The organism is Pseudomonas sp. LBUM1666, assembly GCF_059695775.1.
In genome coordinates this window covers 4,695,780-4,718,448 of sequence record NZ_CP166789.1, presented here as the reverse complement: position 1 = coordinate 4,718,448, position 22,669 = coordinate 4,695,780, and the positions used below count along the sequence as shown (strand labels likewise).

General features: G+C 59.5%; 23 protein-coding genes. 11 read left to right on the top strand and 12 right to left on the bottom strand.

The window, feature by feature from the left end; all coding sequences use genetic code 11:
- Positions 1–21: 21 nt before the first annotated feature.
- The 3 genes from ACA056_RS21600 to ACA056_RS21590 all read right to left on the bottom strand — a co-directional run bounded on the left by ACA056_RS21600 (position 22) and on the right by ACA056_RS21590 (position 1,812).
- Positions 22–492 carry an RNA methyltransferase gene (locus ACA056_RS21600; protein ID WP_129441984.1) on the bottom strand — a complete coding sequence of 157 codons (471 nt, stop codon included), beginning with the start codon at positions 490–492 and terminating at the stop codon, positions 22–24.
- A 209-nt stretch (positions 493–701) separates the two neighbouring features.
- Positions 702–1,076: a YajD family HNH nuclease gene (locus ACA056_RS21595; protein ID WP_056742523.1), complete on the bottom strand. Its 375-nt coding sequence runs from the start codon at positions 1,074–1,076 to the stop codon at positions 702–704.
- A gap of 49 nt (positions 1,077–1,125) precedes the next feature.
- Positions 1,126–1,812, bottom strand: coding sequence for a spermidine synthase (locus ACA056_RS21590; RefSeq protein ID WP_401174316.1), 687 nt, complete (start codon positions 1,810–1,812; stop codon positions 1,126–1,128).
- A gap of 98 nt (positions 1,813–1,910) precedes the next feature.
- On the opposite strand from ACA056_RS21590, the gene ACA056_RS21585 reads away from it, so the two are divergent.
- The gene (locus ACA056_RS21585) at positions 1,911–2,201 is read left to right on the top strand and encodes a hypothetical protein (protein ID WP_497267621.1); all 291 of its coding nucleotides are present in this window, start codon (positions 1,911–1,913) and stop codon (positions 2,199–2,201) included.
- Here ACA056_RS21585 and ACA056_RS21580 read toward each other — a convergent pair.
- Both ACA056_RS21580 and ACA056_RS21575 read right to left on the bottom strand, forming a co-directional pair.
- On the bottom strand, positions 2,198–2,671 hold the full coding sequence (locus tag ACA056_RS21580; RefSeq protein ID WP_076031549.1) for a cyclic nucleotide-binding domain-containing protein: 474 nt from the start codon (positions 2,669–2,671) through the stop codon (positions 2,198–2,200). The two genes, ACA056_RS21585 and ACA056_RS21580, sit on opposite strands and share 4 nt — an antisense overlap.
- A gap of 210 nt (positions 2,672–2,881) precedes the next feature.
- On the bottom strand, positions 2,882–4,936 hold the full coding sequence (locus ACA056_RS21575; RefSeq protein ID WP_497267619.1) for a S9 family peptidase: 2,055 nt from the start codon (positions 4,934–4,936) through the stop codon (positions 2,882–2,884).
- Between the two features lie 216 nt (positions 4,937–5,152).
- Here ACA056_RS21575 and ACA056_RS21570 point away from each other — a divergent pair, with 216 nt between their 5' ends.
- The 3 genes from ACA056_RS21570 to ACA056_RS21560 are packed head-to-tail and all read left to right on the top strand — an operon-like array spanning position 5,153 to position 7,014.
- On the top strand, positions 5,153–5,650 hold the full coding sequence (locus ACA056_RS21570; protein WP_046046096.1) for a hypothetical protein: 498 nt from the start codon (positions 5,153–5,155) through the stop codon (positions 5,648–5,650).
- 32 nt (positions 5,651–5,682) lie between these two features.
- Positions 5,683–6,459 (top strand): class II glutamine amidotransferase, encoded by a 777-nt coding sequence (locus ACA056_RS21565; protein WP_347802963.1) that lies wholly within the window; start codon positions 5,683–5,685, stop codon positions 6,457–6,459.
- Between the two features lie 12 nt (positions 6,460–6,471).
- Positions 6,472–7,014 (top strand): DUF2937 family protein, encoded by a 543-nt coding sequence (locus tag ACA056_RS21560; protein WP_497267616.1) that lies wholly within the window; start codon positions 6,472–6,474, stop codon positions 7,012–7,014.
- Positions 7,015–7,093: 79 nt separating this feature from the next.
- Here the strand turns inward: ACA056_RS21560 and ACA056_RS21555 are convergent, their stop codons facing one another.
- From ACA056_RS21555 to ACA056_RS21540, 4 genes are all read right to left on the bottom strand, one after another.
- Positions 7,094–9,205 (bottom strand): TonB-dependent receptor, encoded by a 2,112-nt coding sequence (locus ACA056_RS21555; protein ID WP_497267614.1) that lies wholly within the window; start codon positions 9,203–9,205, stop codon positions 7,094–7,096.
- A gap of 13 nt (positions 9,206–9,218) precedes the next feature.
- Positions 9,219–10,430 (bottom strand): MFS transporter, encoded by a 1,212-nt coding sequence (locus ACA056_RS21550; protein WP_497267612.1) that lies wholly within the window; start codon positions 10,428–10,430, stop codon positions 9,219–9,221.
- On the bottom strand, positions 10,420–12,342 hold the full coding sequence (locus ACA056_RS21545; protein ID WP_497267610.1) for an IucA/IucC family protein: 1,923 nt from the start codon (positions 12,340–12,342) through the stop codon (positions 10,420–10,422). The genes ACA056_RS21550 and ACA056_RS21545 overlap by 11 nt, the downstream gene beginning before the upstream one ends.
- Before the next feature lie 111 nt (positions 12,343–12,453).
- On the bottom strand, positions 12,454–13,383 hold the full coding sequence (locus ACA056_RS21540) for a LysR family transcriptional regulator (protein WP_497267608.1): 930 nt from the start codon (positions 13,381–13,383) through the stop codon (positions 12,454–12,456).
- Between the two features lie 160 nt (positions 13,384–13,543).
- Here ACA056_RS21540 and ACA056_RS21535 point away from each other — a divergent pair, with 160 nt between their 5' ends.
- Genes ACA056_RS21535 through ACA056_RS21520 form a run of 4 tightly spaced genes read left to right on the top strand, consistent with a single transcriptional unit; the run spans position 13,544 to position 17,267 of the window.
- Positions 13,544–14,830 (top strand): MFS transporter, encoded by a 1,287-nt coding sequence (locus ACA056_RS21535; protein ID WP_497267606.1) that lies wholly within the window; start codon positions 13,544–13,546, stop codon positions 14,828–14,830.
- A 60-nt stretch (positions 14,831–14,890) separates the two neighbouring features.
- Positions 14,891–15,643 carry a 5-oxoprolinase subunit PxpA gene (locus ACA056_RS21530; protein WP_497267604.1) on the top strand — a complete coding sequence of 251 codons (753 nt, stop codon included), beginning with the start codon at positions 14,891–14,893 and terminating at the stop codon, positions 15,641–15,643.
- On the top strand, positions 15,640–16,344 hold the full coding sequence (locus ACA056_RS21525; protein WP_497267602.1) for a 5-oxoprolinase subunit B family protein: 705 nt from the start codon (positions 15,640–15,642) through the stop codon (positions 16,342–16,344). Before ACA056_RS21530 ends, ACA056_RS21525 begins: the two co-directional genes overlap by 4 nt.
- Entirely contained in the window at positions 16,341–17,267 is a 927-nt protein-coding gene (locus ACA056_RS21520; RefSeq protein WP_497267600.1) for a 5-oxoprolinase subunit C family protein, read from the top strand. Before ACA056_RS21525 ends, ACA056_RS21520 begins: the two co-directional genes overlap by 4 nt.
- Before the next feature lie 120 nt (positions 17,268–17,387).
- Here ACA056_RS21520 and ACA056_RS21515 read toward each other — a convergent pair whose 3' ends face one another.
- The gene (locus tag ACA056_RS21515) at positions 17,388–18,566 is read right to left on the bottom strand and encodes a vWA domain-containing protein (RefSeq protein WP_008153157.1); all 1,179 of its coding nucleotides are present in this window, start codon (positions 18,564–18,566) and stop codon (positions 17,388–17,390) included.
- Between the two features lie 33 nt (positions 18,567–18,599).
- Entirely contained in the window at positions 18,600–19,445 is an 846-nt protein-coding gene (locus ACA056_RS21510) for an AAA family ATPase (RefSeq protein ID WP_140677330.1), read from the bottom strand.
- Positions 19,446–19,647: 202 nt separating this feature from the next.
- Between ACA056_RS21510 and ACA056_RS21505 the strand changes: the two genes are divergently transcribed.
- Both ACA056_RS21505 and ACA056_RS21500 read left to right on the top strand, forming a co-directional pair.
- A complete protein-coding gene (locus ACA056_RS21505; protein WP_497267597.1) occupies positions 19,648–19,878 on the top strand; it encodes a DUF4160 domain-containing protein in 231 nt (76 codons plus the stop codon).
- Positions 19,866–20,369: a DUF2442 domain-containing protein gene (locus tag ACA056_RS21500; RefSeq protein ID WP_497267595.1), complete on the top strand. Its 504-nt coding sequence runs from the start codon at positions 19,866–19,868 to the stop codon at positions 20,367–20,369. The genes ACA056_RS21505 and ACA056_RS21500 overlap by 13 nt, the downstream gene beginning before the upstream one ends.
- Here the strand turns inward: ACA056_RS21500 and ACA056_RS21495 are convergent.
- Entirely contained in the window at positions 20,366–21,442 is a 1,077-nt protein-coding gene (locus tag ACA056_RS21495; RefSeq protein WP_497267593.1) for a DUF748 domain-containing protein, read from the bottom strand. The genes ACA056_RS21500 and ACA056_RS21495 overlap by 4 nt on opposite strands.
- A 126-nt stretch (positions 21,443–21,568) precedes the next feature.
- Here ACA056_RS21495 and cysK point away from each other — a divergent pair, with 126 nt between their 5' ends.
- Entirely contained in the window at positions 21,569–22,543 is a 975-nt protein-coding gene (gene cysK, locus ACA056_RS21490; protein WP_497267591.1) for a cysteine synthase A, read from the top strand.
- Positions 22,544–22,669: the final 126 nt, after the last annotated feature.

The window sequence follows — 22,669 nt, the reverse complement described above, 5'->3', positions numbered from 1 at the left end:
TTCCATTGGATGTGCGGTGAATCAGCGAAACTTCGCCCCGGAGCGGGTGTTGAGTCCCTTGGACAGGCGGTCATAGAGCACGACGTTGACGGTGGCCGCCAGGTTCATGCAACCGGTGGTCGGGATGTAGACGACGTCTTCGCACCAGTCGCGAATCTCTTTATCCAGCGAGCCGTCTTCCGGGCCGAAGATGTACAGCGCGCGGTCCGGGTGCGTGTATTCCGGCAGCGAACGGGCGCCGTCCACCAGTTCCACTGCGACCGGAACGCAGCCCAGCGGCAGGATTTTCTTCAGGTCGTCGATGCCGATCAGCGGAATGTCGTAGTGGACGCGCTTGGTATCGGTGACGAAGTCGGCGGCGCGTTCATAACGTTTGCCGGTGTAGAACACGGACGCCACGCCATAGCAGCCAGCGGCGCGCATCACCGAACCGACGTTCTCCGGTGATTTGGGGTTATACAAACCAATGCAGCTGTACCGTTTGTCTGCCACGAGCGGGTGCCTTCGGGGAAAAAACGGCGATTATACGGGGATTGGGGGAGGGGTGTTCGGTTTGGAGATTGGTGGTGTCTGGTCAGCCGCCTTCGCGAGCAGGCTCGCTCCCACAATGGATCCGGAGTGTTCACAAATGTTGTGTTCACAGAAGATCCCCTGTGGGAGCGAGCCTGCTCGCGAAGGGGCCGGTCGAGGCGCTGAAGATATTACTCGTCTTTCTTCATCAGGCCGGCCAACGCCGCAAACGGGTTGTGCGTCGCCTTGGCGATTTTCGGCGAGCTCAGCGAGCCTTCACCGAAATACTGTTGATCGGTGTACCGCGAGTGTTCGTTGTCGTGGCAATACAGGCACAACAATTCCCAGTTCGAGCCGTCCTGAGGGTTGTTGTCGTGGTTGTGGTCGCGGTGGTGCACGGTCAGTTCGCTCAGGCGCTTGCCGGAAAACTCACGGGCGCAGCGGCCGCATACGTGCGGGTACATTTTCAGGGCTTTGTCGCGGTATCCCATTTCCTTGTCGCGCTGATTGTCGGCAAGGATGCGGTCCAGTTTCGACGTGTTGGTCGGAGGTGTTGACGAACTCATGGGTTCACCTTTGTAAAAAGACTAATGACGGTTATGACGTGAGTTTAGCTCAGCCCTTGAGCTTCTCGGCAATCCAGATGGTGTGGCGGGTGCCTTTGTTGCCATGGGCGAAGACCTGGACTTCCTCGGCCTTGAAACCGGCCTTCTTCAGTTTGTCGGAAAACTGTCGGTCAGCGCTCGCGGACCAGACGGCCAGCACGCCTTTGGGCCGCAGGGCCTTGGCGCAGGCGCTCAGGCCGCCGGCGGAGTAGAGCCAGCTGTTGGCCTTCTGGGTAAGGCCTTCGGGGCCGTTGTCGACGTCGAGCATGATCGCGTCGAAACCTTGCGGCTCGGCTTGCAGGACTTTGGCCACGTCTTCCATGCGAATGACCGTACGCGGGTCGAACAGCGGGTTCCCGGCTTTCTCGCCCAGCGGTCCACGGTTCCACTCCACCACGCCCGGCACCAGTTCGGCGACCACCACTTCAGCGGTCTTGCCCAGATGCTTGAGGGCCGAGGCGAGGGTGAAGCCCATGCCCAGGCCGCCGATCAGCACGCGCGAATTCGGCCGGCCAGCCACTTTACGGCACGGGATCTCCGCAAGAGCGTCTTCCGAGCCGTGCATGCGGGTGTTCATCAGTTGCCCGCCGTCGCCGCCCTGGATCTTGATGACGAAATCCTCACCGTATTCGAACAGGCACAAGGCACCGCCATTTTCAGGAATTGGAGTGGTGTCGAGCAGAACGAAACGTTTCATGGGACTCACTTGAGGAGAAATTGGCATAAGAGGGGGAAGGCAAACACGCGCAGTTGGGAGTAGCCTGCAAAAAGACAACAAGGCCAACGGAGCCATTGATGAAGCGCACCATTCTAACGGTCATTGCCTTGGCCGCGCTCTCGATAACTGCAGTGCAGGCCCAGCAGTTGCAATCCATTCCGACCAGCCCTGCGCCGCAGCCCGGTTCGCCCGGCACCGCGACCCCGACGCCATACCCGCAAATCACCCCGACCAGCGCGCCCAAGGTCGGACCCGGCAGTGGCGGTCCACCGTTGGTGCCCATTGAAATGCCTAGCCCGCCCACCAAGGACCAACCACTGCCGGGGCTGGAGCAAAACTCGTCGAAAGCCAAATCACCCGGCGGTTAAACCTGCTGCGAGAGCAGTTGCCCATCGGCCATGCGCAAGCGTTTGGAGAGGGAGACGGCGAGGGCGCGGATGATTTTGGCGGCGATTTTCGGCGCATCGTTGAGCATCTTTTCCAACGAGTCCTTGCCCAGATTGAGCAACTGACAATTGCTCGCGGCCACGCAACTGGCCGAGCGGCGCTCGCCGTCGAGTACGGCCATTTCGCCGAACGCCCGACCGCTGCGTAACGTTGCCATGGTCACCAGGTGCCCGTCGCTGTTGGTTTTCTGCACCGCCACCTGGCCAGTGTGGATGATGCACATGAAGCTGCCGGCATCACCCTCATGGAAAATCTCTTCGCCCTGAGCAATGGTGCTGATGCTGAAGTAGCCCGAGGCCGTGGCGAAGTCCGCCGGCAGCAGTTGATCGAACAGGCCACAGTCCATCAGCCAATCGCGAATTTCGTTGTTCAGTAAGGTCGGTTCTGACATGTCGTCACGGTCTTTTTCTTGTGTCTGGTTCCGGTTTTCTGGACGTCCCCAATCCCCTGTGGGAGCGAGCCTGCTCGCGAAGAGGCCAGTACATTCAACATCAATGTCGACTGATCGACCGCTTTCGCGAGCAGGCTCGCTCCCACAGTGGAGTTGTGTCGCCTCGGGCCCGGTGTTCGGTGTTAAGACCGACACGCCGGGCCAAGTTCCTCAGGCGATGCCCAAAACCTTGAAAACAAATGCGTATTCGAGTGCTACGTCACGTAATCCCTGATAACGACCGCTCATCCCGCCGTGCCCGGCACCCAATTCGGTCTTGAGCAGCAGAGGATTGGCGTCGGTTTTGGTCGCGCGTAACTTCGCCACCCACTTGGCCGCTTCCCAGTACTGCACCCGACTGTCGTTGTAGCCGGCGATCACCAGGGTCGCCGGATAGGCTTGCGCGGTGACGTTTTCGTACGGGGCGTAGGCCTTGATCCGCTCATAGACGTCCGGTTCTTCAGGATTGCCCCACTCGTCGTATTCGGTGACGGTCAACGGCAGATCCGGGTCGAGCATGGTGTTCAGCACGTCGACGAACGGCACTTCGGCAATCGCCGCACCGAACAGCTCCGGCCGCTGATTGAGCACCGCGCCGATCAGCAGACCGCCGGCGCTGCCACCGCTGATCGCCAATTGCCGAGAAGTAGTGAAACCGTTGGCGATCAGGTGTTCGGCGCAGGCGATGAAGTCGCTGAAGGTGTTGTGTTTGTGTTCCTGCTTGCCAGCGCGATACCAGGCCTCGCCCAGTTCTCCGCCGCCACGCACGTGAGCGATGGCGAACGCCACGCCACGATCCAGCAGGCTCAAACGGGCGTGGGAGAACCAAGGGTCGAGGCTTTCGCCGTAAGCGCCGTAGCCGTACAGATAAAGTGGCGTCGGCTTACCGAGTGCTTCGCGTTTGACGACGAGGCTGATCGGCACTTTCGTACCGTCAGGTGCCGTCGCCCACAGGCGCTGACTGACGTAGGCATCGGCATCGAACGGACCGAGCACCGGGGTTTCCTTGAGGACTGTCTGCTCGCCGCTGCCCAATACCAGTTGGCGGATTTGTGCCGGACGGTTCAGCGCTTCGTAGCGCAGACGGATCCTGTCACTGACGAACTCCAGACTGTTCTGCACGTGCAGGCTGTAGGCCGCATCCGGTAATTGCACACGGTAGCTCGGCAGGTCTTGCGGATGAACTTCGATGATCGGCAAGCCACCCTCACGCAAGCTCAGGGTCATTGCCCCGGCGTTCAGGCTCATGCCTTCGATCATCACCGTGTCGCTGTGGGGGATCAGGTTCTGCCAGTCGGCCTCGGTCGGCGCCACGCCGGTGTCTACTGCGTGGTACAGGGCAAAGTTGATGCCGTCGCGGTTGGTGCGAATGAACCAGGTCCATTGACCGTCGAGCGCGCCGTGGTCGACGTCGTACTCATGGTCTTCAACCCTCGGTGCGATGCAGGTAAAAGCCTGCTGCGGCTGGAACGCGTCGAGCACCCAGACTTCGCTGGTGGTTTTGCTGCCCAGGGACAGCAGTAATTGCTGCTCGGAACTGGAGCGGTAGCAATGCATGAAGAATCGACCGTCCGGCTCATGGAACACTTCTTCAGCCGCCGTACCGTCCAGCCGATAGCGGAACAGTTTGTGCGGGCGATGGGTGTCGTCCAGTTCGCCGAAGAACAGCGTCAGGCTGTCGTTGGCCCAGGTCATGCTGCCGTCGCAATCCTGGAATTCCAGTTCACTGACACGGCCGTTGGACAATTCCTTCACGAATAGCGTGTAAATCTCATCGCCCGTGGCGTCGATGCTGTAGGCCAGACGCTGGTGGTCCGGGCTGATACTGAAGGCGCCCAGGGAAAAGAAGCCGCCGTTGGCCAGTTCATTCGGGTCCAGCAGCAGCTGTTCCTGGCTTTCGTCGAGCTGCAGGCTGTCATCGGCAGGGCGCGGGCAGCGGTAGTGACGGGCGTACTCGTCACCGGCTGTAGTGCGCGTGTAATACAGGTACGGACCCCAAGGGGAGGGCAAGGACAGGTCGGTTTCGAGAATCCGGGCCTTGATCTCTTCGAACAGGGTTTCACGCAACCCGGCCTGATCGGCGGTTTGCGCCTCTTGGTAGCGGTTTTCCGCTTTCAGGTAGTCGAGCACCGCGTCGGTGTCGCGCTCCTGCAGCCAGGCATACGGGTCAGAACCGTCAGCCTTGTGGGCGATCGGGGCGCTGGAGACGTTGGCGGATACGGGCATGAATGGCTCTCGGACAATGTACGAAATAGGGACTTCGCACCTGTGGGAGCGAGCTTGCTCGCGATGACGGACGGCCATGCAACATTGATGTTGAATGTACTGGCCTCATCGCGAGCAAGCTCGCTCCCACAGGTTCTGAGTGTTGACCGACTGGCATTGGAGCAAGCCTGACGTGCGAAAAGTCGTTACTATAAGCGCCTCTTTGCCTGCCTTGCCATGGACACCATGACCGAGAACGACTATCTGATCGCTTGGGGCCTCTACGCCTTCGCCGCTTTGGGCTGCCTGTTGGTGTGGATGCGTATCACCCGCTGGATGTGGCGATGGCTGCGTGAGCCGTTACGGCTATTGGTTGCGGTGTTGCTGTTCAGTCCGACCATCATTGATCCGGTGAAGGAAAAGGTTGCCCCGGCCATCGCCATTACTGCCCTTGATCTATTGTTCAAGGTCGGCAACAACGCCTGGCGGGCGGTTTCCGACCTGTTCATGTACGGCATGATCGCCTTCGGCATTTACCTGGTGTTCGTGGCGATCCGGTTTCCTATCGAACGGGCGTCCAACGCTCGCAAGGAACAGGCTGCCGCTGCCAAGGCTGCGGCCCGGGCCGATGAAGCTGAAGAGGATCATCCTTTTGGCGGTGCGGGTGATGATCGTTACGGTCGTCCACCGGTGCCGAGCAACCCTCAGCGATTGCGGGTCGAACCGCGTCTGTAACCTTGCCCCTGCCTTTCAACGAGAATCCGAGCATGTGTGAGTTATTGGGCATGAGCGCCAATGTGCCGACCGATATCGTGTTCAGCTTCACCGGACTGATGCAGCGCGGTGGCCGCACCGGTCCGCACCGTGACGGCTGGGGCATCGCCTTTTACGAGGGCCGTGGCCTGCGCCTGTTTCAGGACCCGGCGGCGAGCAGTGAGTCCGAGGTCGCGAACCTGGTGCAACGCTATCCGATCAAGAGCGAAGTGGTGATCGGGCACATCCGCCAGGCCAATGTCGGCAAGGTCTGCCTGTCCAATACCCATCCATTCGTGCGTGAGCTGTGGGGCCGTAACTGGTGTTTCGCCCACAACGGCCAGCTCGCGGAGTTTCAACCGATCAAGAGTTTTTACCGCCCGGTCGGCGATACCGACAGCGAAGCGGCGTTCTGCGATTTGCTCAACCGCGTGCGCGCCGCGTTCCCGGAACCGGTAGAGGTCGAAGAACTGCTGCCAGACCTGGTGGCCGCCTGCGCCGAATACCGCAGCAAAGGCGTGTTCAACTGCCTGCTCAGCGATGGCGACTGGTTGTTCTGCTATTGCTCGACCAAACTGGCGCAAATCACCCGTCGCGCGCCATTCGGTCCGGCGCGCTTGAAGGACGTCGATGTGATTGTCGATTTCCAGGCCGAAACCACGCCCAACGATGTGGTCACGGTGATCGCCACCGAACCTTTGACCGAAAACGAAACCTGGACCCGCTACGAACCGGGCCAATGGAGCCTCTGGCGACGCGGTGAATGCGTCAGCCAGGGCAAGACCGAATAAGGATCTCACCCGATGTTGCTCAGTTATCTACGGCTGGTGTTGTTTGCGGCGGGCCTGTTGATCGGTGTCCAGGTGCCGGGGTTCATCAGCGATTACGCGAAACGGGTCGAAGCGCATCTGATTGAGGCGCAGACCGGCCTGAGCGGTTTTCAGGGCACGGCGAATCAGTTCTTCAAGGGTGACATGCAGGCGTTGGTGGCCCATTACCGCGCCAGCGAAGACCCGATCTTTCGCAGCGATGCCGACAGCCTGAGCACCTTGCTGACCCGTCAGCTGGCGCTCGATAAACAGTTCCAGGCCATGCAGGGCCCGTGGTACATCCGCTTCCTGCAGGTTGCAATGGCGGCTGATCCGGATATTCGCAAGGAAACCTGGAATGGCTATAGCTACCAGATCCTGCTGACGCCGGAAGCGATGATCTGGGGCATGAGCGGGGCGTTGCTGTTGTCGTTTGGCATTGAATGCCTGTTCCGTCTGATCGACTGGGTGGTGCTGGGCGGCAAACGCCTGCGCCAGAGCCGGCCGATCGAAGATCGGGATGTGCGCGGGCTTTAACACTGGAGCCGACTTGCCGGCGATTGCCGCGACACGTTATGCCTGGCAGATCGCATCGCTGGCAAGCCGGCTCCTGTTTTTACCAGTCGACCGAGTAGCTCATGCTCAACGTCCGACCTTCGGCATTGGCGTACGGCGCTCTGGCGTTGGCCTGGGTGAACAGGTTCTGGTAGGTGCGGTTGGTCAGGTTGTACACCCCGCCTTCAAGACGACCGACCGGCAGTTGCACGGAGCCGAGCAGGTCCACCAGCGTATAGCCTTCGATGTCGCGCCCGTTGTTGTCCTTGGCGGCGGCGTCGTAACTGGATAAATGCATGCCTTGCAGGCGCAGGGTGTAGTCGTCTTCGATGTAACCGACGAACAGTGTGGTCTTGGCCGGTGAGATGCGCGTAGCCGGCAGATCGATCCATTTGCCGTTCTGCTCGGTCTCGCCTTTGGCCCAGGCGTATGTGCCACCCACCGACCAGTGATCGGTCGCGCGGTAGGTCAGGCTGTTTTCGATGCCGCGAACTCGCTCTTTCTGGTTGATCAGGCGCAATACGCGATCATTGGCATCGTAGAACTGGGTCACGTCCGAGGTGTTTTCGTACACGGAGACGTCGGCCTGCCATTGGTCCCAGTTACCGCGCCAGCCCAGCTCGTAACTGTCGACCTTGATGGCCTGGGCGTTGAGGCTCTGAATGTCGAAGGTGCTGCTGACGTCACGCATGAAGCGCTGGATATCCGGCAGCGAAAACCCCTGGCTGTAATTGGCGAAGACGTCCTGGTTTTCACTCAGATGGTAGACCGCCCCCAGATTATACAGCGTGGCGTCGTATTTGAGGGTGTCGCCAGGCAGCGTTGCGCGTATGCCGGTCTGGACGATCTGACCATAAGCGATGCTGTCGGAGACGTCGCTTTCGATCCATTCACGGCGCACACCGCCACGCAAGGTCCAGTCACCGATGTCCCAGGACATCTGCCCGAACAGCGATTTGGTGGTGGTTTCGATGTCCGGGCCCAGCTCGTAGGTGGTGCCGGTCTTGGTGTAGGTCAGGCCCTTGAGCGTGTATTGATCACCTCGTTGGCGGGAGCGCTCATGATCATAGTCGGCGCCCCAGACCAGATTACCCGTGGCACTGCCGATGGCCGGCAGCGGCGTGTCGATGGCCGCGCGCAGGCCGTAGACATCCTGGACACTGTTGTTGTCGGAGATCCCGGCCCTGCCTCGCGACAGGTCCGGAAAGAACAGTGCATCGGCGCGACGCCAGTAGCTTTCCAGTTGCAGGCCCTGGCCGTAGAGGTCCTTGTCGGTGTAATTGAGGTTGACCGACTGGTTATGGGTATAGGGTTGGTCGTCGAGTTTCAGCCCTTTGACTGCCACGGCTTGCTGCCGGTTTGTCGGGTCTTTGGTATAGCCAGTGTCCTGTTGATCCTTGTAGTCCTGCAGCGACAGGCTGAGTTTTTTGTCGGCATCCAGTTCGTAACCGAAACGACCTTGCAGGTCATAGGTTTCGGTGTCCATGTTGCTGCCCTGGGAGGTGTCCTGAGGGATGCGGTTGCCGTTGCCATCGTACTGATCGTTACGTTGGGTCAGGTCGGCGGAGACGTACCAGTCCAGGGCATCCTTGCGCCCGGTTGCACTCTGGAAGGCTTCGTAGGCGAAGCCTTTGCGGTTGAGGTTGTTGCCGCTGGTCAGGCCCAGTTTGCTGCTGTAGGCAATTTCCTGGCCCTGATTGCGCTTGGTGATGATGTTGATGATGCCGCCTGAAGCACCGGCACCGTAGATGCTGCTGGCGCCGGAAATCACTTCGATACGTTCGATGCTGGCCGGGGCGATGCTGTTGAGCTGGCGGAAGTTGTCGCGCGTGGCGTTCTGCGATACGCCGTCGATCAACACCAGCATGTTGCGTCCGCGCAGGGTCTGACCGAAGTTGCTCATCCCGCCACTGGACGGCGCAAGACCGGGGACCAGTTGCCCGAGGATATCGGCGACCCGGCGACCCGCGCCGCTCTGTTCACGGACCTGCTGTTCGTCGATCACCTGGACCGAGCCCGGAATCGAAGCAATGCTCGCTTCGCTGCGAGTAGCGGAGACGACGGTGGCTTGCATGTTCAAGGTGCCGGGTTGCTGCTCGGTGTCCTCGGCCCAGGTCTGGGCGCTGAAGGTACCGAGCAGCGGGATCAGCAGGGAGAGTTTGGTTCGGGTCATGAAGTTGTCTTTTTTAGTTGTGATAAGTGTGCGGCGATAAGGTCGAGCGATCAGGCGCGGAGTTGAACGACCGCACCCAGCGGATGCCGATGGCGGCAATGGCGTAGGTCAGCGCCACCAGCCAGAAACTGTGAGCCAGGCCGACCAGACCCATGCCGATCCCGCCAAGGACGACACCGATCAGAGCACCCGCCTTTGCCGCGCTGTTGCCGAGGCCGAGCGCGAAGCCCTGCTGGTTTACGGAGATGGTGTTGGCGATCAGTGCATAGGCGACGGGCAGCAGGGCGCCTTGCCAGATACCCCAGACGAGTCGACTGACGAGAAACCCCAGCCATTCGTTGGCCAATGCCGTGGCCGCCAGCGTCAGGGCACACAGCCAGGCCACGCCTTCAATGACGCGCAAGGTGTAGGCCGGCTGCCAGCGGTCGAACAGGCGTCCCCACAGTGGTGCGGAAATGGCCAGGGTCGCGGCGCTCGCCGCGTAGGTGGCGCCGATCAGCCAGCTTGGGGCATGCAGAATGTTCGCGACGTACAGCGCGTAGAACGACTGCGGCATCATCTTCGCGGCCTGAATCAACACGATCACCAACAGGATTCCACCGAGCCAGCCTTTGGGCAAAGCCACTGGTTCAACAGCTTTTTTCTTCGAGGCCCGAGCCTTGTCGGCCGGCAGGAAAAAACTCCCCAGTGCGCACAGCAGGCAAATCGCCGTCGCGCCATAACAGAGCAAGGCAAACCCCGAGACGTCCATCAGCCAGCCGCCCAGTACCGGGCCGATCAACGAGCCGACGGCAGTCGCCGATTGCAGGCGAGCCAGGGTGTGACCACGTCTGGAACTGTCGCAGCAGGCCAAGGCATAGGCTTGTGCGGCAGCGAGAAAACCGGCCAATGCGCCTTGCATCACGCGAATACCCACCAGCAGCCACGGGTCGAGGGTGATGGCCGCCAACCCTTGGCACAGCGCGAGTGCCAGCAACGCCCGAACAATCATCGGTTTGTGTCCGGTGCGATCCCCCAACCGGCCCCACATGGGAGTCAGGAGCATGGCCGCCAGCATCGGACCGGCATAGACCATCGCCGATAACAGCGCGGTGTAGCCAGCGCCCTCCGGCCCGAGCAGATGCTGGATCTGCAAGGGCCAGAACGGGCCGCTCATTTCCATGGCACCCATGGAGACAAACTGGATGACGATCAGCAGTCGCAAGGCGCGACCGTCAGCAAGCATGGGCGCTTGGTCGCAGCGGGTTACTCAGGCGCCCGACGATGTCGGCATGACTGTCGAGCAAACGCATGCGCATGAACGATTTGGCGGGCCAATCCTGTTCCAGTAAAGCCTGGCGCTCGCTTTCCCAGCGTGCCGGTTCAACGCGTTCGCGCAAGGTCTCGAAGCACTGTGCAACGTGCGATGCCAATCGCTCCCAAAGGATACTTTCCGGCACATTCCAGTGGCGGGCACAGAGCAAAGTCAGCTCACCGAGGTGGCACATGAATGTGGTGTGCAGGAGTTTGTCGCGGACAAAACCGGACTCGTCATACAGGGTCATTTTCGGATCGTGCAACTGGATATCCAGGCCCTTGGCGTGCAGGGTTTTGCGATCGATACGAACGTCGCCGAAGTCACGCAACAGCAGCCGATTCAACTGACCGTCAGCACCCATCACCATGAAACTGTTTTGCTGATGTGCTTCGAACGCCACGCCATACATCAGGTAAATGCCCAACAGACTCGGTACGGCAATCGACAGGTAATCGTCGAAGAACGCCAACATGACCTCGCTGTCGTCACGGCCCTGAGCCAGTCTTACCCAATCACGCAGTAACGGTTGTTCGAATTCGTTGACGGCGAACAGACTGCCGACCGGCACCGCCAACTCGCCTTCTTGCAGAAGGGTAAGCGGGTTGTCGCGATACAACACGGCAGCATGCCGGGAGCGCTCGTCATCGGCCGGTAATGGTGCGTAGTGCACGCCGATGCGTTCTGGAACGATGTTCAGCAGACGCTGAATCTGCGGCTCCTGAGCGAGAATATTCAGTATCAGTTGGCTGATGCGCGGCCCCATCCGGGCGGAGCGCGGCGACACGGTGCGCTGCACGCTGGTCAGTCGCAGAGCCACCGGCAGTTTGATCATCGGCGCAACGCGACTGGCCTCCGGCAGGACTGTGCGGAAGGACATGGTCGGGTGACCGGTAAACGCGACGATGTCAGTGACGATCAGCAGGTTGTCGGCGATCTCGTTGGCGAACGAATGTGGCAGCTCTTCATGGGCTTGCCATGGGTGCGACGGGAGCGGGAGGTAGTCCTTTTCGTCCAGACCCCGTTGCAGCAAATGGCGCTGCAATTGTTCGGCGGCCTGTGGGAAGTGACCTTGCCACCAGTCCCGGTAATCGGCGGTACCCGCCAGCGTCTCGACGTGTGCGTGCTGGCGGTGCAGGGCGCACAGGACAATCGGAAAACTCGCTTCGAATTCTGGCGAGAATGCGATGACCTGAGCGGCGCTCAAACCCAGTTTTGTCTTGTAATTCGGGTGCCACGGATGGCCGAGAGTGCCCCACTGTTCGAGCAATGACGTAGGGTTCTGGTGGCTGGTGCCGGCTTTGAGCCAAGCGAGCAGGTTGTTGTCGTACTCGGTGTCGATCTGCTCTCTCAGGCGCTCGGTCCATCCATGGTGAAACGCCAGGCACAGGGTGTCGTTGCTGAAGCTGTCATCCAGTTCCAGGGCCAGACGTTCCAGTACATGCGGTGAGGCTGGCGGGTTGAGCTGAGTGCTGAGGTGAGCGAGCAATTCGCTGGGCAGCTGGATTTTGTGGGGCAGTCTGTCGGGGGTGTGCAGGACGATGCTGCCGCGCACGTCCCAGCTGTTCATTCTTCCGCCGGACAAGTGCTCGAAGCAAAGAGACGCGCCATCGCCAAGTGGCAGCCAGCAATGGTTATTGTCGTCGTATTCGCAAGCGTCGGGGTTGATCAGACCTTCACGAAACAGCGCCTGGATCAGGCGTTGGAAGCAGCGCTGTGCGGCGGGCTCCAGCGCATTGCTCAAATGATCGAGGGTGATGCGGTGGGACTGGAAAGCCTCAGTGCCGAGGGCTTCGCTCCAGTGAGCGAGCAATTGCTGCTGTTTTTGCGTGTAGGCGCGCATCAAGTCCGATTCCTTGTGGACAGTTGGTTAGCTGAAAGCGCGCAGAGAATACCGTTCTGAAAAAATAATGCAAATGATAGTGGTTCATATTTAAAACTTGGGAAATGTCCTTCAGATACTGGCCGTGGGTTTGCTCAAAACGATGTGGTGCTCGCCCACTTTCTGCGCATAGCGCTCCACGACTTGCTGACACAACGTCACGATTTCTTCGACCCACTCCACGCCAACCCGCCACGACACTACCACCTGCAAATTCGGTGGCCGTTGATCGATGGCCAGCAAGGTCAATTCCCCCCGCGCCAGTTCCTCGGCTACCAGCACCGGTGGCAGCGCGCCAATACCAAATCCGTCCCGCAGCAACCGGGTGATCGCCGATACTGAGTTCACGCAGTTCAACCGTGGCGTCATGATGCCGTTGGCCTGCATCAGGGCGAGAATCTCCTGATGCGGATGGGAGTTTTTCGAATAGGTAATGATCCGTTCCCGCGCCAGGTCGGCAATGCCGGAATACTCTCGGTTGTAGATCGAGTTAGTCGCCACAATCCAGCCCATCGGGTGACTGGCCAGCTCAAGGCTGCGCACACTTTCCTGACGCAACAGGTCGGTTTGCAGGATCAGATCGAGAAAGCCTTTTTGCAGCTGATCGCAGAGGTTGAGCGCGGTATCGGCCACTAACTCGATTTCCACCAGCGGATAGTGATCCATCATTTGCGCCACCAACGGGCTCAGCCAGGTATGGATGACCGTGTCCATCACGCCGATACGAACCCGTCCGACCTTGCTCGAGCGGGTTTCGATCGACTGCTTGAGGGCTTGCATGGTGTCCATCATTTGCTCGGCGTATTCGAGCACTTTCAAGCCTTCGGGCGTCAGGCTCACGCCACGTGAATCGCGCAGGAACAGCTTCACCCCGAGCTCGCCTTCGAGCACGGCAATGCGGCTGGAAATCGACGCCTGGGTGGTGAAGAGCTTGTCTGCCGTCAGGCGAAAACTCTTGAGTCGGGCGACCCAGACAAAGGTCTCGAGAAACTTCAGGTTCATGGGGTCAGCTCTTGCGACAAAGTTTTCTTATGTCTAGGGCGGGTTTTTATTAGTTGGACGCAGCAGGGCCGGGAGCCCAAAAATCAGGCCATCCGGTTCCCACGATAGGCGTCGTCGGGGCTCAGAACAATACCAATAAAAATTAGCGCGGAGATTTGCCATGAGTGCGCCCGACACGCTCGACATCCCCAAAGCCACGGTTCGCCCAGGACCTTTCGACTGGTACCGCAACATCAATAAGCAGGAGCGCCGCACCTTCTGGAGCTGCAAGATCGGCTATGGCCTGGACGGCATGGACACCCAGATGCTCAGCTTCGTGGTGCCGACCCTGATTGCGATGTGGGGCATCACCACCGGCGAGGCCGGGTTGATTCACACCAGCACCCTGATCGCCTCGGCCATCGGCGGTTGGGTGGCGGGGATTCTCTCCGACCGCATCGGTCGCGTACGCACTCTGCAACTGACCGTTCTGTGGTTTGCTTTCTTCACCTTCCTCTGCGGTTTCGCCCAAAACTACGAACAACTGCTGATCAGCCGCACGCTGATGGGCTTCGGTTTCGGCGGCGAATGGACCGCCGGCGCGGTGCTGATGGGTGAAGTGATTCGCGCCAAGGACCGCGGCAAGGCTGTTGGCATGGTGCAATCCGGCTGGGCATTGGGTTGGGGGATGACGGCGATTTTGTATGCGCTGCTGTTCTCGGTGCTGCCACCGGAAGACGCCTGGCGCGCTCTGTTCATCCTTGGCATCGTGCCGGCGATTTTTGTGATCTTCGTCCGCCGACTGGTCAAGGACCCGGAAATCTATCGCGAAGCCAAGGCTAAGGAAGAACCCAGCAATCCGGCAAAATTCTACGAGATATTCGCTCCCGGCATCCTTTTCACCACGATTCGCGCGTCGGTGCTGACCACCGGTGCTCTGGGCGGTTACTACGCGATCACCTCCTGGTTGCCGACGTTTCTGAAGAACGAACGCGGTTTGAGCGTACTCGGTACGGGCGGTTATCTGGCAATGGTGATCGTCGGTTCCTACGTCGGCTATGTCATCAGCGCGTATTTGACTGACATCCTCGGGCGTAAAAAGAACTTCATTCTGTTCGCGGTCGGCTCGTTCACCATCGTTCTGCTCTACACCCAATTGCCGGTCAGCAATGGCGTGATGCTCTGGCTGGGCTTTCCTCTGGGCTTCTTCGCCTCGGGGATTTTCAGTGGCATGGGCGCGTTTTTGACCGAGCTGTTTCCGACGCGGATTCGCGGTTCGGGTCAGGGCTTTTGCTACAACATCGGCCGGGCGCTGGCGGCGTTGTTCCCGCTGTTGATCGGTGTGATGAGCCAGAAGGTGCCATTGAGTGTGGGAATCGGTGCTTTTGCGGCGGTGTCCTACGGGGTGGTGATTCTTGCGGCGCTGAGCCTGCCGGAAACCCGTGGCAAGCAACTCGAGGCCGAGTAACTGATAATCTGCGGGCAAATGCCTACAGCTAAAAGAATAAAACCCACAGGAGTGTTCACCGTGAACCGCCTGCTATTGAACTGCGACATCGGCGAGAGTTTCGGCAACTGGACCATGGGTCTGGACACCGAGGTCATGCCCTTCATCGATTGCGCCAACATCGCCTGCGGCTTCCATGCCGGCGACCCGAGCATCATGCGCAAGACCGTCAGCCTGGCCCTGAGCAACGGCGTGCAGATCGGCGCACATCCGGCATATCAGGATCTAGTCGGCTTCGGCCGCCGTTCCATGGCCTACACCGCCCAGGAACTTCAGGACATTGTGCATTACCAGATCGGCGCCCTCGACGGCATTTGCCGGGCTCAGGGCGGGCGGGTGAGTTACGTCAAGCCGCACGGTGCGATGTACAACGACATGATGGCCAACCCGGCGCAATTGCGCGCGGTGCTTCAGGCTGTGGCGTCCTATGATCGTGAGTTACCGCTGATGTTGATGGCCACTCGCGACAACAGCGCCGCCCAGCAATTGGGCGATGAATACGGCGTGACCCTGTGGTTTGAAGCCTTCGCCGATCGCGCTTACGACAGTGCGGGAATGCTGGTCTCGCGGCAACTGCCAGGCGCGGTGCATCACGATCCCGAAACAATCATTGAGCAGGCGCTGACCATTGCCCGCGGTGGCAACCTTACGGCCAGCGATGGCAGTGCCTTGCACTTGCAGGCGAACACCCTTTGCGTACATGGCGACAATGCCAGTTCGGTAGCTGCCGTGCGGCGTATTCGCGAAGCACTTGATCAGCAGAGTGCGTCATGAAAATCCGGGTCGAAGTGGCGGCGCTGGATTGCCTGATGGTGCGTCTGTTCGATGAAATTGCCGAGGCCAACATGCCGTGGATGCTCGCAGCCAGTGAAAGTCTGCGTGGTGCATTTGCCGGGCATCTGATCGATCTGGTGCCGTCCTATACGACGTTGATGGTGCATTACGATCTGACCGCGTTGAGTCCGGCCCAGGCTCGGGAGCTGATCGCCGAGGCCTTGATCGATCTGTCGCCCAACGCCTGCACCCGCGGCAAATGTCATGTGCTGCCGGTCTGGTATGACTTGAGCGTCGGCCCGGAGTTGAGCCTGTTGTCCCAGCGCAGCGGATTAACAGTGGATGAAGTGATCCGCCGCCACAGCGAGCGCGAATATCAGGTGTTCGCCTTGGGTTTTGCGCCGGGTTTCGCCTTCATGGGACTGGTGGAAGAAGCGCTGGCGGCGCCGCGTCTGAATACCCCGCGTAAAAAAGTGGCTGCGGGTAGCGTCGGCATCGCCGAACGCCAAACGGCCGCTTACCCGGTGGTGTCCCCCGGTGGCTGGAATCTGATCGGCCGCACCCCGGCCAAATTGTTCGACCGCGAACGCGACGGCTACAGCCTGATGCAACCAGGCGACACGGTACGCTTCGAAGCCGTCAGCCATGCCGAATTCATCAATCTGGGCGGTGATGACACGCCGTTGGAGGCGCAGGCATGAGCCGTCTATCAATAGAAGCGAGTACACCGCTGTGCCTGTTGCAGGACGCTGGCCGTTTTGGCGTGCGGCATCTGGGCGTGACCCAGGGCGGGGCGGCGGATTGGCGATCGATGTCTTGGGCCAATTGGTTGCTGGGCAACGGTCTGGATGCTCCGGTGATTGAAATCACCCTTGGCGGGTTCACCGTCGCTGCCGAAGAGGATTGCGTGCTGGCGTTGGCGGGGGCGGATCTGGGGGCGAAGGTGGATGGCGAGGCGATGGTGCCGTGGCGCAGTTTCAGGCTGAACAAAGGTCAGCAATTGCAATTCACTCAACCGCTGCTTGGGGCCCGGGCTTATTTGGCGGCCCCGGGCGGATTTGATGCGCCAAAGGTGTTGGGCAGCAGCGCAACGGTGGTCCGTGAGGAACTCGGCGGGCTGGATGGCATGGGCCGGGCGTTGGCCAAAGATGCGCAGTTGAGCTACTCGGGCAGCTCGCTGCTTCTGCTGCGGGAGTTGGCGCGCGAGCAGGTGCCGGATTTCAAACTCAACGCGCCACTGGACCTGGTGCTCGGTGCCCAGATCGGCGAGTTCAGTGGACAGAGTTCGTTTGACGCGTTCAACAGCATCTGGACCCTCGACAGCCGTGCCGACCGGATGGGCATCCGCTTGCTGGGAATGGCGTTGCAGTATCAGGGTAAGCCGATGATCTCCGAAGGCATCCCGCTGGGTGCGGTTCAAGTGCCGCCGGACGGGCAGCCGATTGTGTTGCTTAATGATCGGCAGACCATTGGTGGTTATCCGCGATTGGGGGCGTTGACGCCGTTGGCGCTGGCGCGACTGGCGCAGTGTTTGCCGGGGGCAACGGTGCGATTTCGGCCGGTGGTGCAGGATGTCGCGCATCGGGAGCAGGTCGAATATCTTCAGCGATTCGTCAGCCGCTAAAAGCATCGCGAGCAGGCTCGCTCCCACAATGGATTTTGGTCGTACACAAATAATGTGTTCGCTTGAGATCAACTGTGGGAGCGAGCCTGCTCGCGATAGCGTCAGACCAGACAACAGAGATTATTTGGAAAGAAACCGCATCCCTTCTTCCAACCCCCGCAACGTCAGCGGGTACATCTGGTCGTTAATCAAGTCCCGCACGATGTTGGTCGAAGACGTATAGCCCCACGTATCTTTCGGATATGGGTTGATCCAGATGACCTTCTTGTACTTCTCCATGAACCGCTGCATCCACACATAACCCGCTTCTTCGTTCCAGTGCTCGACGCTGCCGCCGGCCTGGGTGATTTCATACGGCGCCATGGCGGCGTCACCGATGAAGATCACTTTGTAGTCGGCGCCGTATTTGTGCAGCAGGTCCTGGGTCGAGGTGCGCTCGGACGTGCGGCGCATGTTGTTCTTCCACACCGATTCATAAACGAAGTTATGGAAGTAGAAGTACTCCAGGTGCTTGAACTCGGTCTTGCAGGCCGAGAACAGCTCTTCGCAGATCTTCACGTGGGCGTCCATCGAGCCACCGATGTCGAATAGCAGCAACAGCTTGACGGTGTTGCGCCGCTCGGGCCGCATCTGGATATTCAGCAGCCCGGCATCGCGCGCGGTGTGGTCGATGGTGCCATCAATGTCCAGCTCTTCCGCCGCACCCTGGCGCGCGAATTTACGCAATCGTCGCAGGGCGACCTTGATGTTGCGCGTGCCCAGCTCCACCGAATCGTCGAGGTTCTTGTACTCGCGCTGATCCCAGACCTTGACCGCTTTGCCCTGGCGCTTGCCTGCATCGCCGACCCGAATGCCTTCCGGGTTGAAGCCGCCGGAGCCGAACGGGCTGGTGCCGCCGGTGCCGATCCACTTGTTACCGCCGGCATGGCGTTCTTTCTGTTCTTCGAGGCGTTTCTTGAACTCTTCGATCAGCTTGTCCAGGCCGCCGAGGGACTGGATCGCCGCCCGCTCTTCGTCGGTCAGCGAACGCTCGAATTCCTTGCGCAGCCAGTCTTCCGGGATCAAGGCCTGAAGGTGATCGTCGAGTTTTTCCAGTCCGTTGAAATAGGCACCGAACGCCCGGTCGAACTTGTCGAAATGCTTTTCGTCCTTCACCAGAATCGCCCGGGACAGGTAATAAAACTCGTCCATGTCGGCGAAGGTCACGCGCTGTTTCAGCGCGTTGATCAGGTCCAGCAGTTCCCGTACCGAGACCGGTACTTTGGCTGCGCGCATTTCATTGAACAGGTTAAGCAGCATGGCTATCGCCCTCTATCTTGTTAAAAAGAGGGATCAGCGAGTGCCGCGACGGCTCATGAACGCCAGACGTTCAAGCAATTGCACGTCCTGTTCGTTCTTCACCAAAGCGCCGGCCAGCGGCGGAATAGCCTTGGTCGGATCGCGTTCGCGCAGTACCGCTTCGCCGATGTTGTCGGCCATCAGCAGCTTCAGCCAGTCCACCAGTTCGGAGGTCGACGGCTTCTTCTTCAGGCCTGGCACCTTGCGCACGTCGAAGAACACGTCCAGCGCTTCGCTGACTAGGTCCTTCTTGATGTTCGGGTAATGCACATCGACGATTTTCTGCAGCGTGACGCGGTCGGGGAACGCTATGTAGTGGAAGAAGCAACGGCGCAGGAAGGCGTCCGGCAGTTCTTTCTCATTGTTGGAGGTAATGATGATGATCGGGCGTTTCTTGGCCTTGATGGTTTCGTCGATCTCGTAAACGTAGAACTCCATCTTGTCGAGTTCTTGCAGCAAGTCGTTCGGGAACTCGATGTCGGCCTTGTCGATTTCGTCGATCAGCAGGATCACCCGCTCTTCGGATTCGAAGGCTTCCCACAGCTTGCCCTTTTTCAGGTAGTTGCGAACGTCGTGAACCTTTTCCGTGCCCAGTTGCGAGTCGCGCAGACGGCTGACCGCGTCGTACTCGTACAGGCCCTGATGCGCCTTGGTGGTGGACTTGATGTGCCAGGTGATCAATTTGGCGCCGAAGGACTCGGCCAGTTGCTCGGCGAGCATGGTTTTGCCAGTGCCCGGCTCGCCCTTGACCAGCAGCGGACGCTCCAGGGTGATGGCGGCGTTGACCGCCAGCTTCAGGTCATCGGTGGCGACGTAGGCCGGGGTGCCTTCGAACTTCATCTGCTAATCCTCGAACGGTAACGCCGACCTGAACGAAGCAGGGCGGAGCGCAATAATTGTAGTACCCGACTATAGCGCGGTGCCCGGTCGACTGTGAACGCAGACGGCTTATTCAGTCTCTGAATGGGGCGTCACATCTTGACTCAGTCTCGGCCGCTAGCCAGTATTGAGCTATCGCCATTTTGGCGATAGCTTGCGGGGCATGTCTACTAAATACCGATTTCGCGATACGTACCGCATTCAGTTGCGCGAGAAAGATCATCCGCCGCCCCATGTCCACCTGACGGGTGGCGGGCTGGATGTCATGTTGAGCCTTGAAACCGTCGAAGTGATGGTGGGCAAGGCACCGCCGCTGATTATCAAGGAAGCGCTGGAGAGGGTCAGGGCCCATCAAGTGCAATTGCTGGAGGATTGGAAACGATGTTACCCATGAAACGACCACGGCTGTCGGTCGTGCAGGCGTTGCCGGATCACCGCCTTATGCTGTCCTTTATCGACGGTCAGCAACTGAACCTCGATTTGAGCCGGGACCTGCGCGCCTATCCAGGGTTGCAGCCATTGCTGGAGACTGGCGCTTTCGAAAGGGCAACCCTGGGCGATGATGGTTGGAGTGTCGAGTGGCCTGAACTGGACATCCAGATCGGCGCAGACACCTTGTATCTGGATGCTCTCGCACAAAATGCAGTGGACGAAAATACCCGGATCTTCATCGACTGGCGCGCTCGCACCGGGTTGCCGCTCAAGCAGGCGGCCGAAGCGTTGGGGGTCAGTGCCCGCAGCATCACGCGCTACAGCAGTGGTCGTGAAGCCGTACCGCGATCACTGGCACTGGCCTGCCTGGGCTGGGACTTCTTGCAGCTGCAATCGAACCCGGCACGGGCGGCGGAAGAAACCGGTCGTTACACCGTCATGCGTAAGTCTTAACCGGCGTCCGGCTTGGGCCGTTCGTATTGGGCATTGAACGCCTGGATGAAGCCGTTGCGTAAAATCTGCAAAAAAGCCTCGAATGCGCTGATATCTCGGCGATGCACATTGCCGCTCAGTTCCACGCGAGTCGCAAACTGGTTCTTGCCCTGGTTTTTCAGCACCGTTTCGGAGCCACCGACGATGGCCTCCCAAATGGAGCGGAAAATCCCTTTGTTCTTGTTCTCGACGTCCTGCTGCCAATTGAACACGTCGACGTCCTTTAGCAGCGGTTTGATGTAACCCGTTAATTGAGCTTTTTTAGCCTGCGCTTCAATGACCACATCACCGTGACCGGCATTGAAGTCGAACTTGCCATAGGCGGAGGCAAAGTCGTTCATTCGTTTGAGCTCGATGTCTTTGACCCGCAGGCGGAACTCGAAATCTTCAAAGTTGCTGAATGGGTCGAACGTGGCGGTGGTTTCCAGCGGCGCGTGCCCAAGTAGCAGCGCCTTGCCGTCGAAGCGAGCGTCGCGTTTACCTTTGGTGTCGACCACGTTGGTCAGGTTGTAAATGCTGGCATTGACCTGAGTGGCGTTCATGTTCACGGGGGGCTTGGAGTTGAAGTTACGGAAACTGATCTTGCCATCGTAGATCCGCACTTCGTCAAAGGTGATCGGCGCCAGTTTGCTCAATTGGGCACGCCAGTCGGTGCCTTCACCTGTTTGGGAATTTTTCTTGTTGGCGCCACCGTCGACGAAGTTCACCTCAGGTTTGAAGAACTGCGCCTCGGCCACGACCGCGTGGTCGTGCCAGAGCGAGTGCCAACTGACCGAGAGGTCTATCAGCGGCGCGTTGACGAAAGGCACCGGGACCTTGCCCTCGACCTTGACGATTTTCAGCCCGTTGATTTTGTACGCACCGCGCCACAGGGCCAGGTCCACATCAGTGATCTGGCCACGGTAGTCGCCCATGTTCGCCAGCTTGTCATTCAGGTAGTCGCGAACCACGTAGGGCAGGGCGATGTGCAGGGCAATCAGCAGCACAACGAGGCCGGCGAGGGTCCACAGGGGCCAACTGTATCTGCGTTTCATGATGGCAAATCTCTGGCGTTGTAAAGCAATTGACTGCTGCGGTTACGGGACGTTCGACTGACTGGACGCCCAAGGGCAACAGGCATACCTTGGAGAGCTTATTTAACGCTGTATAAGGACCCAGCCATGAGCCGTATCTACGCTGACAACGCCCATTCCATCGGCAATACGCCGCTGGTGCAGATCAACCGTATCGCCCCGCGCGGCGTGACCATCCTGGCCAAGATCGAAGGGCGTAACCCCGGTTACTCGGTCAAGTGCCGGATCGGTGCAAGCATGATCTGGGACGCCGAAAGCACCGGCAAACTCAAGCCTGGCATGACCATCGTCGAACCGACCTCAGGCAATACCGGTATCGGTCTGGCGTTCGTTGCTGCGGCTCGCGGGTACAAGCTGATTCTGACCATGCCGGCGTCCATGAGTATCGAGCGCCGCAAAGTGCTCAAGGCACTGGGGGCCGATCTGGTACTGACCGAACCGGCCAAGGGCATGAAAGGAGCAATCGAGAAGGCTGCTGAAATTGTCGCCAGCGACCCGACTGCCTACTTCATGCCGTCGCAGTTCGACAACCCGGCCAACCCCGCCATCCACGAAAAAACGACCGGTCCGGAAATCTGGAACGACACCGACGGTGCAGTCGACGTACTGGTGGCTGGCGTCGGAACGGGTGGAACCATTACCGGGGTTTCGCGGTATATCAAGAATACCCAGGGCAAGCCGATTATTTCGGTGGCGGTGGAGCCAGTGGTGTCGCCGGTCATCACCCAGGCAATGGCCGGTGAAGAGATCAAGCCGAGCCCTCACAAGATCCAGGGTATTGGTGCCGGTTTTGTGCCGAAGAATCTTGATCTGTCGATGGTCGATCGGGTTGAGTTGGTCAGCGATGAAGAATCCAAGGCCATGGCCCTGCGCCTGATGCAGGAAGAAGGGATTTTGAGCGGTATTTCCTGCGGCGCCGCCATGGCGGTGGCCGTCCGCCTGGCGGAAACCCCGGAAATGCAGGGCAAGACCATCGTGGTGATCCTGCCGGACTCCGGTGAACGCTACCTGTCGAGCATGCTGTTCAGTGATCTGTTTACCGAGCAGGAGAATCAGCAATAGGCATTTCGATTTTTTGATCCAGTGGGAGGGGGTGATTCAGGTCAGCCCCTGTTCAGGAACCTTATGTTAAGAAGTGCTTTATTGCGCACGCCTTAACACTGAATGTTGAGTTATGCGGGTTCTTCC

What these genes read in the sequence shown, in the direction of transcription:
- ACA056_RS21595 (WP_056742523.1), bottom strand. Translation starts at nt 1,076, where the DNA reads ATGAGTTCGTCAACACCTCCGACCAACACGTCGAAACTGGACCGCATC.
- ACA056_RS21590 (WP_401174316.1), bottom strand. Translation starts at nt 1,812, where the DNA reads ATGAAACGTTTCGTTCTGCTCGACACCACTCCAATTCCTGAAAATGGC.
- ACA056_RS21585 (WP_497267621.1), top strand. Translation starts at nt 1,911, where the DNA reads ATGAAGCGCACCATTCTAACGGTCATTGCCTTGGCCGCGCTCTCGATA.
- ACA056_RS21580 (WP_076031549.1), bottom strand. Translation starts at nt 2,671, where the DNA reads ATGTCAGAACCGACCTTACTGAACAACGAAATTCGCGATTGGCTGATG.
- ACA056_RS21575 (WP_497267619.1), bottom strand. Translation starts at nt 4,936, where the DNA reads ATGCCCGTATCCGCCAACGTCTCCAGCGCCCCGATCGCCCACAAGGCT.
- ACA056_RS21570 (WP_046046096.1), top strand. Translation starts at nt 5,153, where the DNA reads ATGGACACCATGACCGAGAACGACTATCTGATCGCTTGGGGCCTCTAC.
- ACA056_RS21565 (WP_347802963.1), top strand. Translation starts at nt 5,683, where the DNA reads ATGTGTGAGTTATTGGGCATGAGCGCCAATGTGCCGACCGATATCGTG.
- ACA056_RS21560 (WP_497267616.1), top strand. Translation starts at nt 6,472, where the DNA reads ATGTTGCTCAGTTATCTACGGCTGGTGTTGTTTGCGGCGGGCCTGTTG.
- ACA056_RS21555 (WP_497267614.1), bottom strand. Translation starts at nt 9,205, where the DNA reads ATGACCCGAACCAAACTCTCCCTGCTGATCCCGCTGCTCGGTACCTTC.
- ACA056_RS21550 (WP_497267612.1), bottom strand. Translation starts at nt 10,430, where the DNA reads ATGCTTGCTGACGGTCGCGCCTTGCGACTGCTGATCGTCATCCAGTTT.
- ACA056_RS21545 (WP_497267610.1), bottom strand. Translation starts at nt 12,342, where the DNA reads ATGCGCGCCTACACGCAAAAACAGCAGCAATTGCTCGCTCACTGGAGC.
- ACA056_RS21540 (WP_497267608.1), bottom strand. Translation starts at nt 13,383, where the DNA reads ATGAACCTGAAGTTTCTCGAGACCTTTGTCTGGGTCGCCCGACTCAAG.
- ACA056_RS21535 (WP_497267606.1), top strand. Translation starts at nt 13,544, where the DNA reads ATGAGTGCGCCCGACACGCTCGACATCCCCAAAGCCACGGTTCGCCCA.
- ACA056_RS21525 (WP_497267602.1), top strand. Translation starts at nt 15,640, where the DNA reads ATGAAAATCCGGGTCGAAGTGGCGGCGCTGGATTGCCTGATGGTGCGT.
- ACA056_RS21520 (WP_497267600.1), top strand. Translation starts at nt 16,341, where the DNA reads ATGAGCCGTCTATCAATAGAAGCGAGTACACCGCTGTGCCTGTTGCAG.
- ACA056_RS21515 (WP_008153157.1), bottom strand. Translation starts at nt 18,566, where the DNA reads ATGCTGCTTAACCTGTTCAATGAAATGCGCGCAGCCAAAGTACCGGTC.
- ACA056_RS21510 (WP_140677330.1), bottom strand. Translation starts at nt 19,445, where the DNA reads ATGAAGTTCGAAGGCACCCCGGCCTACGTCGCCACCGATGACCTGAAG.
- ACA056_RS21505 (WP_497267597.1), top strand. Translation starts at nt 19,648, where the DNA reads ATGTCTACTAAATACCGATTTCGCGATACGTACCGCATTCAGTTGCGC.
- ACA056_RS21500 (WP_497267595.1), top strand. Translation starts at nt 19,866, where the DNA reads ATGTTACCCATGAAACGACCACGGCTGTCGGTCGTGCAGGCGTTGCCG.
- ACA056_RS21495 (WP_497267593.1), bottom strand. Translation starts at nt 21,442, where the DNA reads ATGAAACGCAGATACAGTTGGCCCCTGTGGACCCTCGCCGGCCTCGTT.
- cysK (WP_497267591.1), top strand. Translation starts at nt 21,569, where the DNA reads ATGAGCCGTATCTACGCTGACAACGCCCATTCCATCGGCAATACGCCG.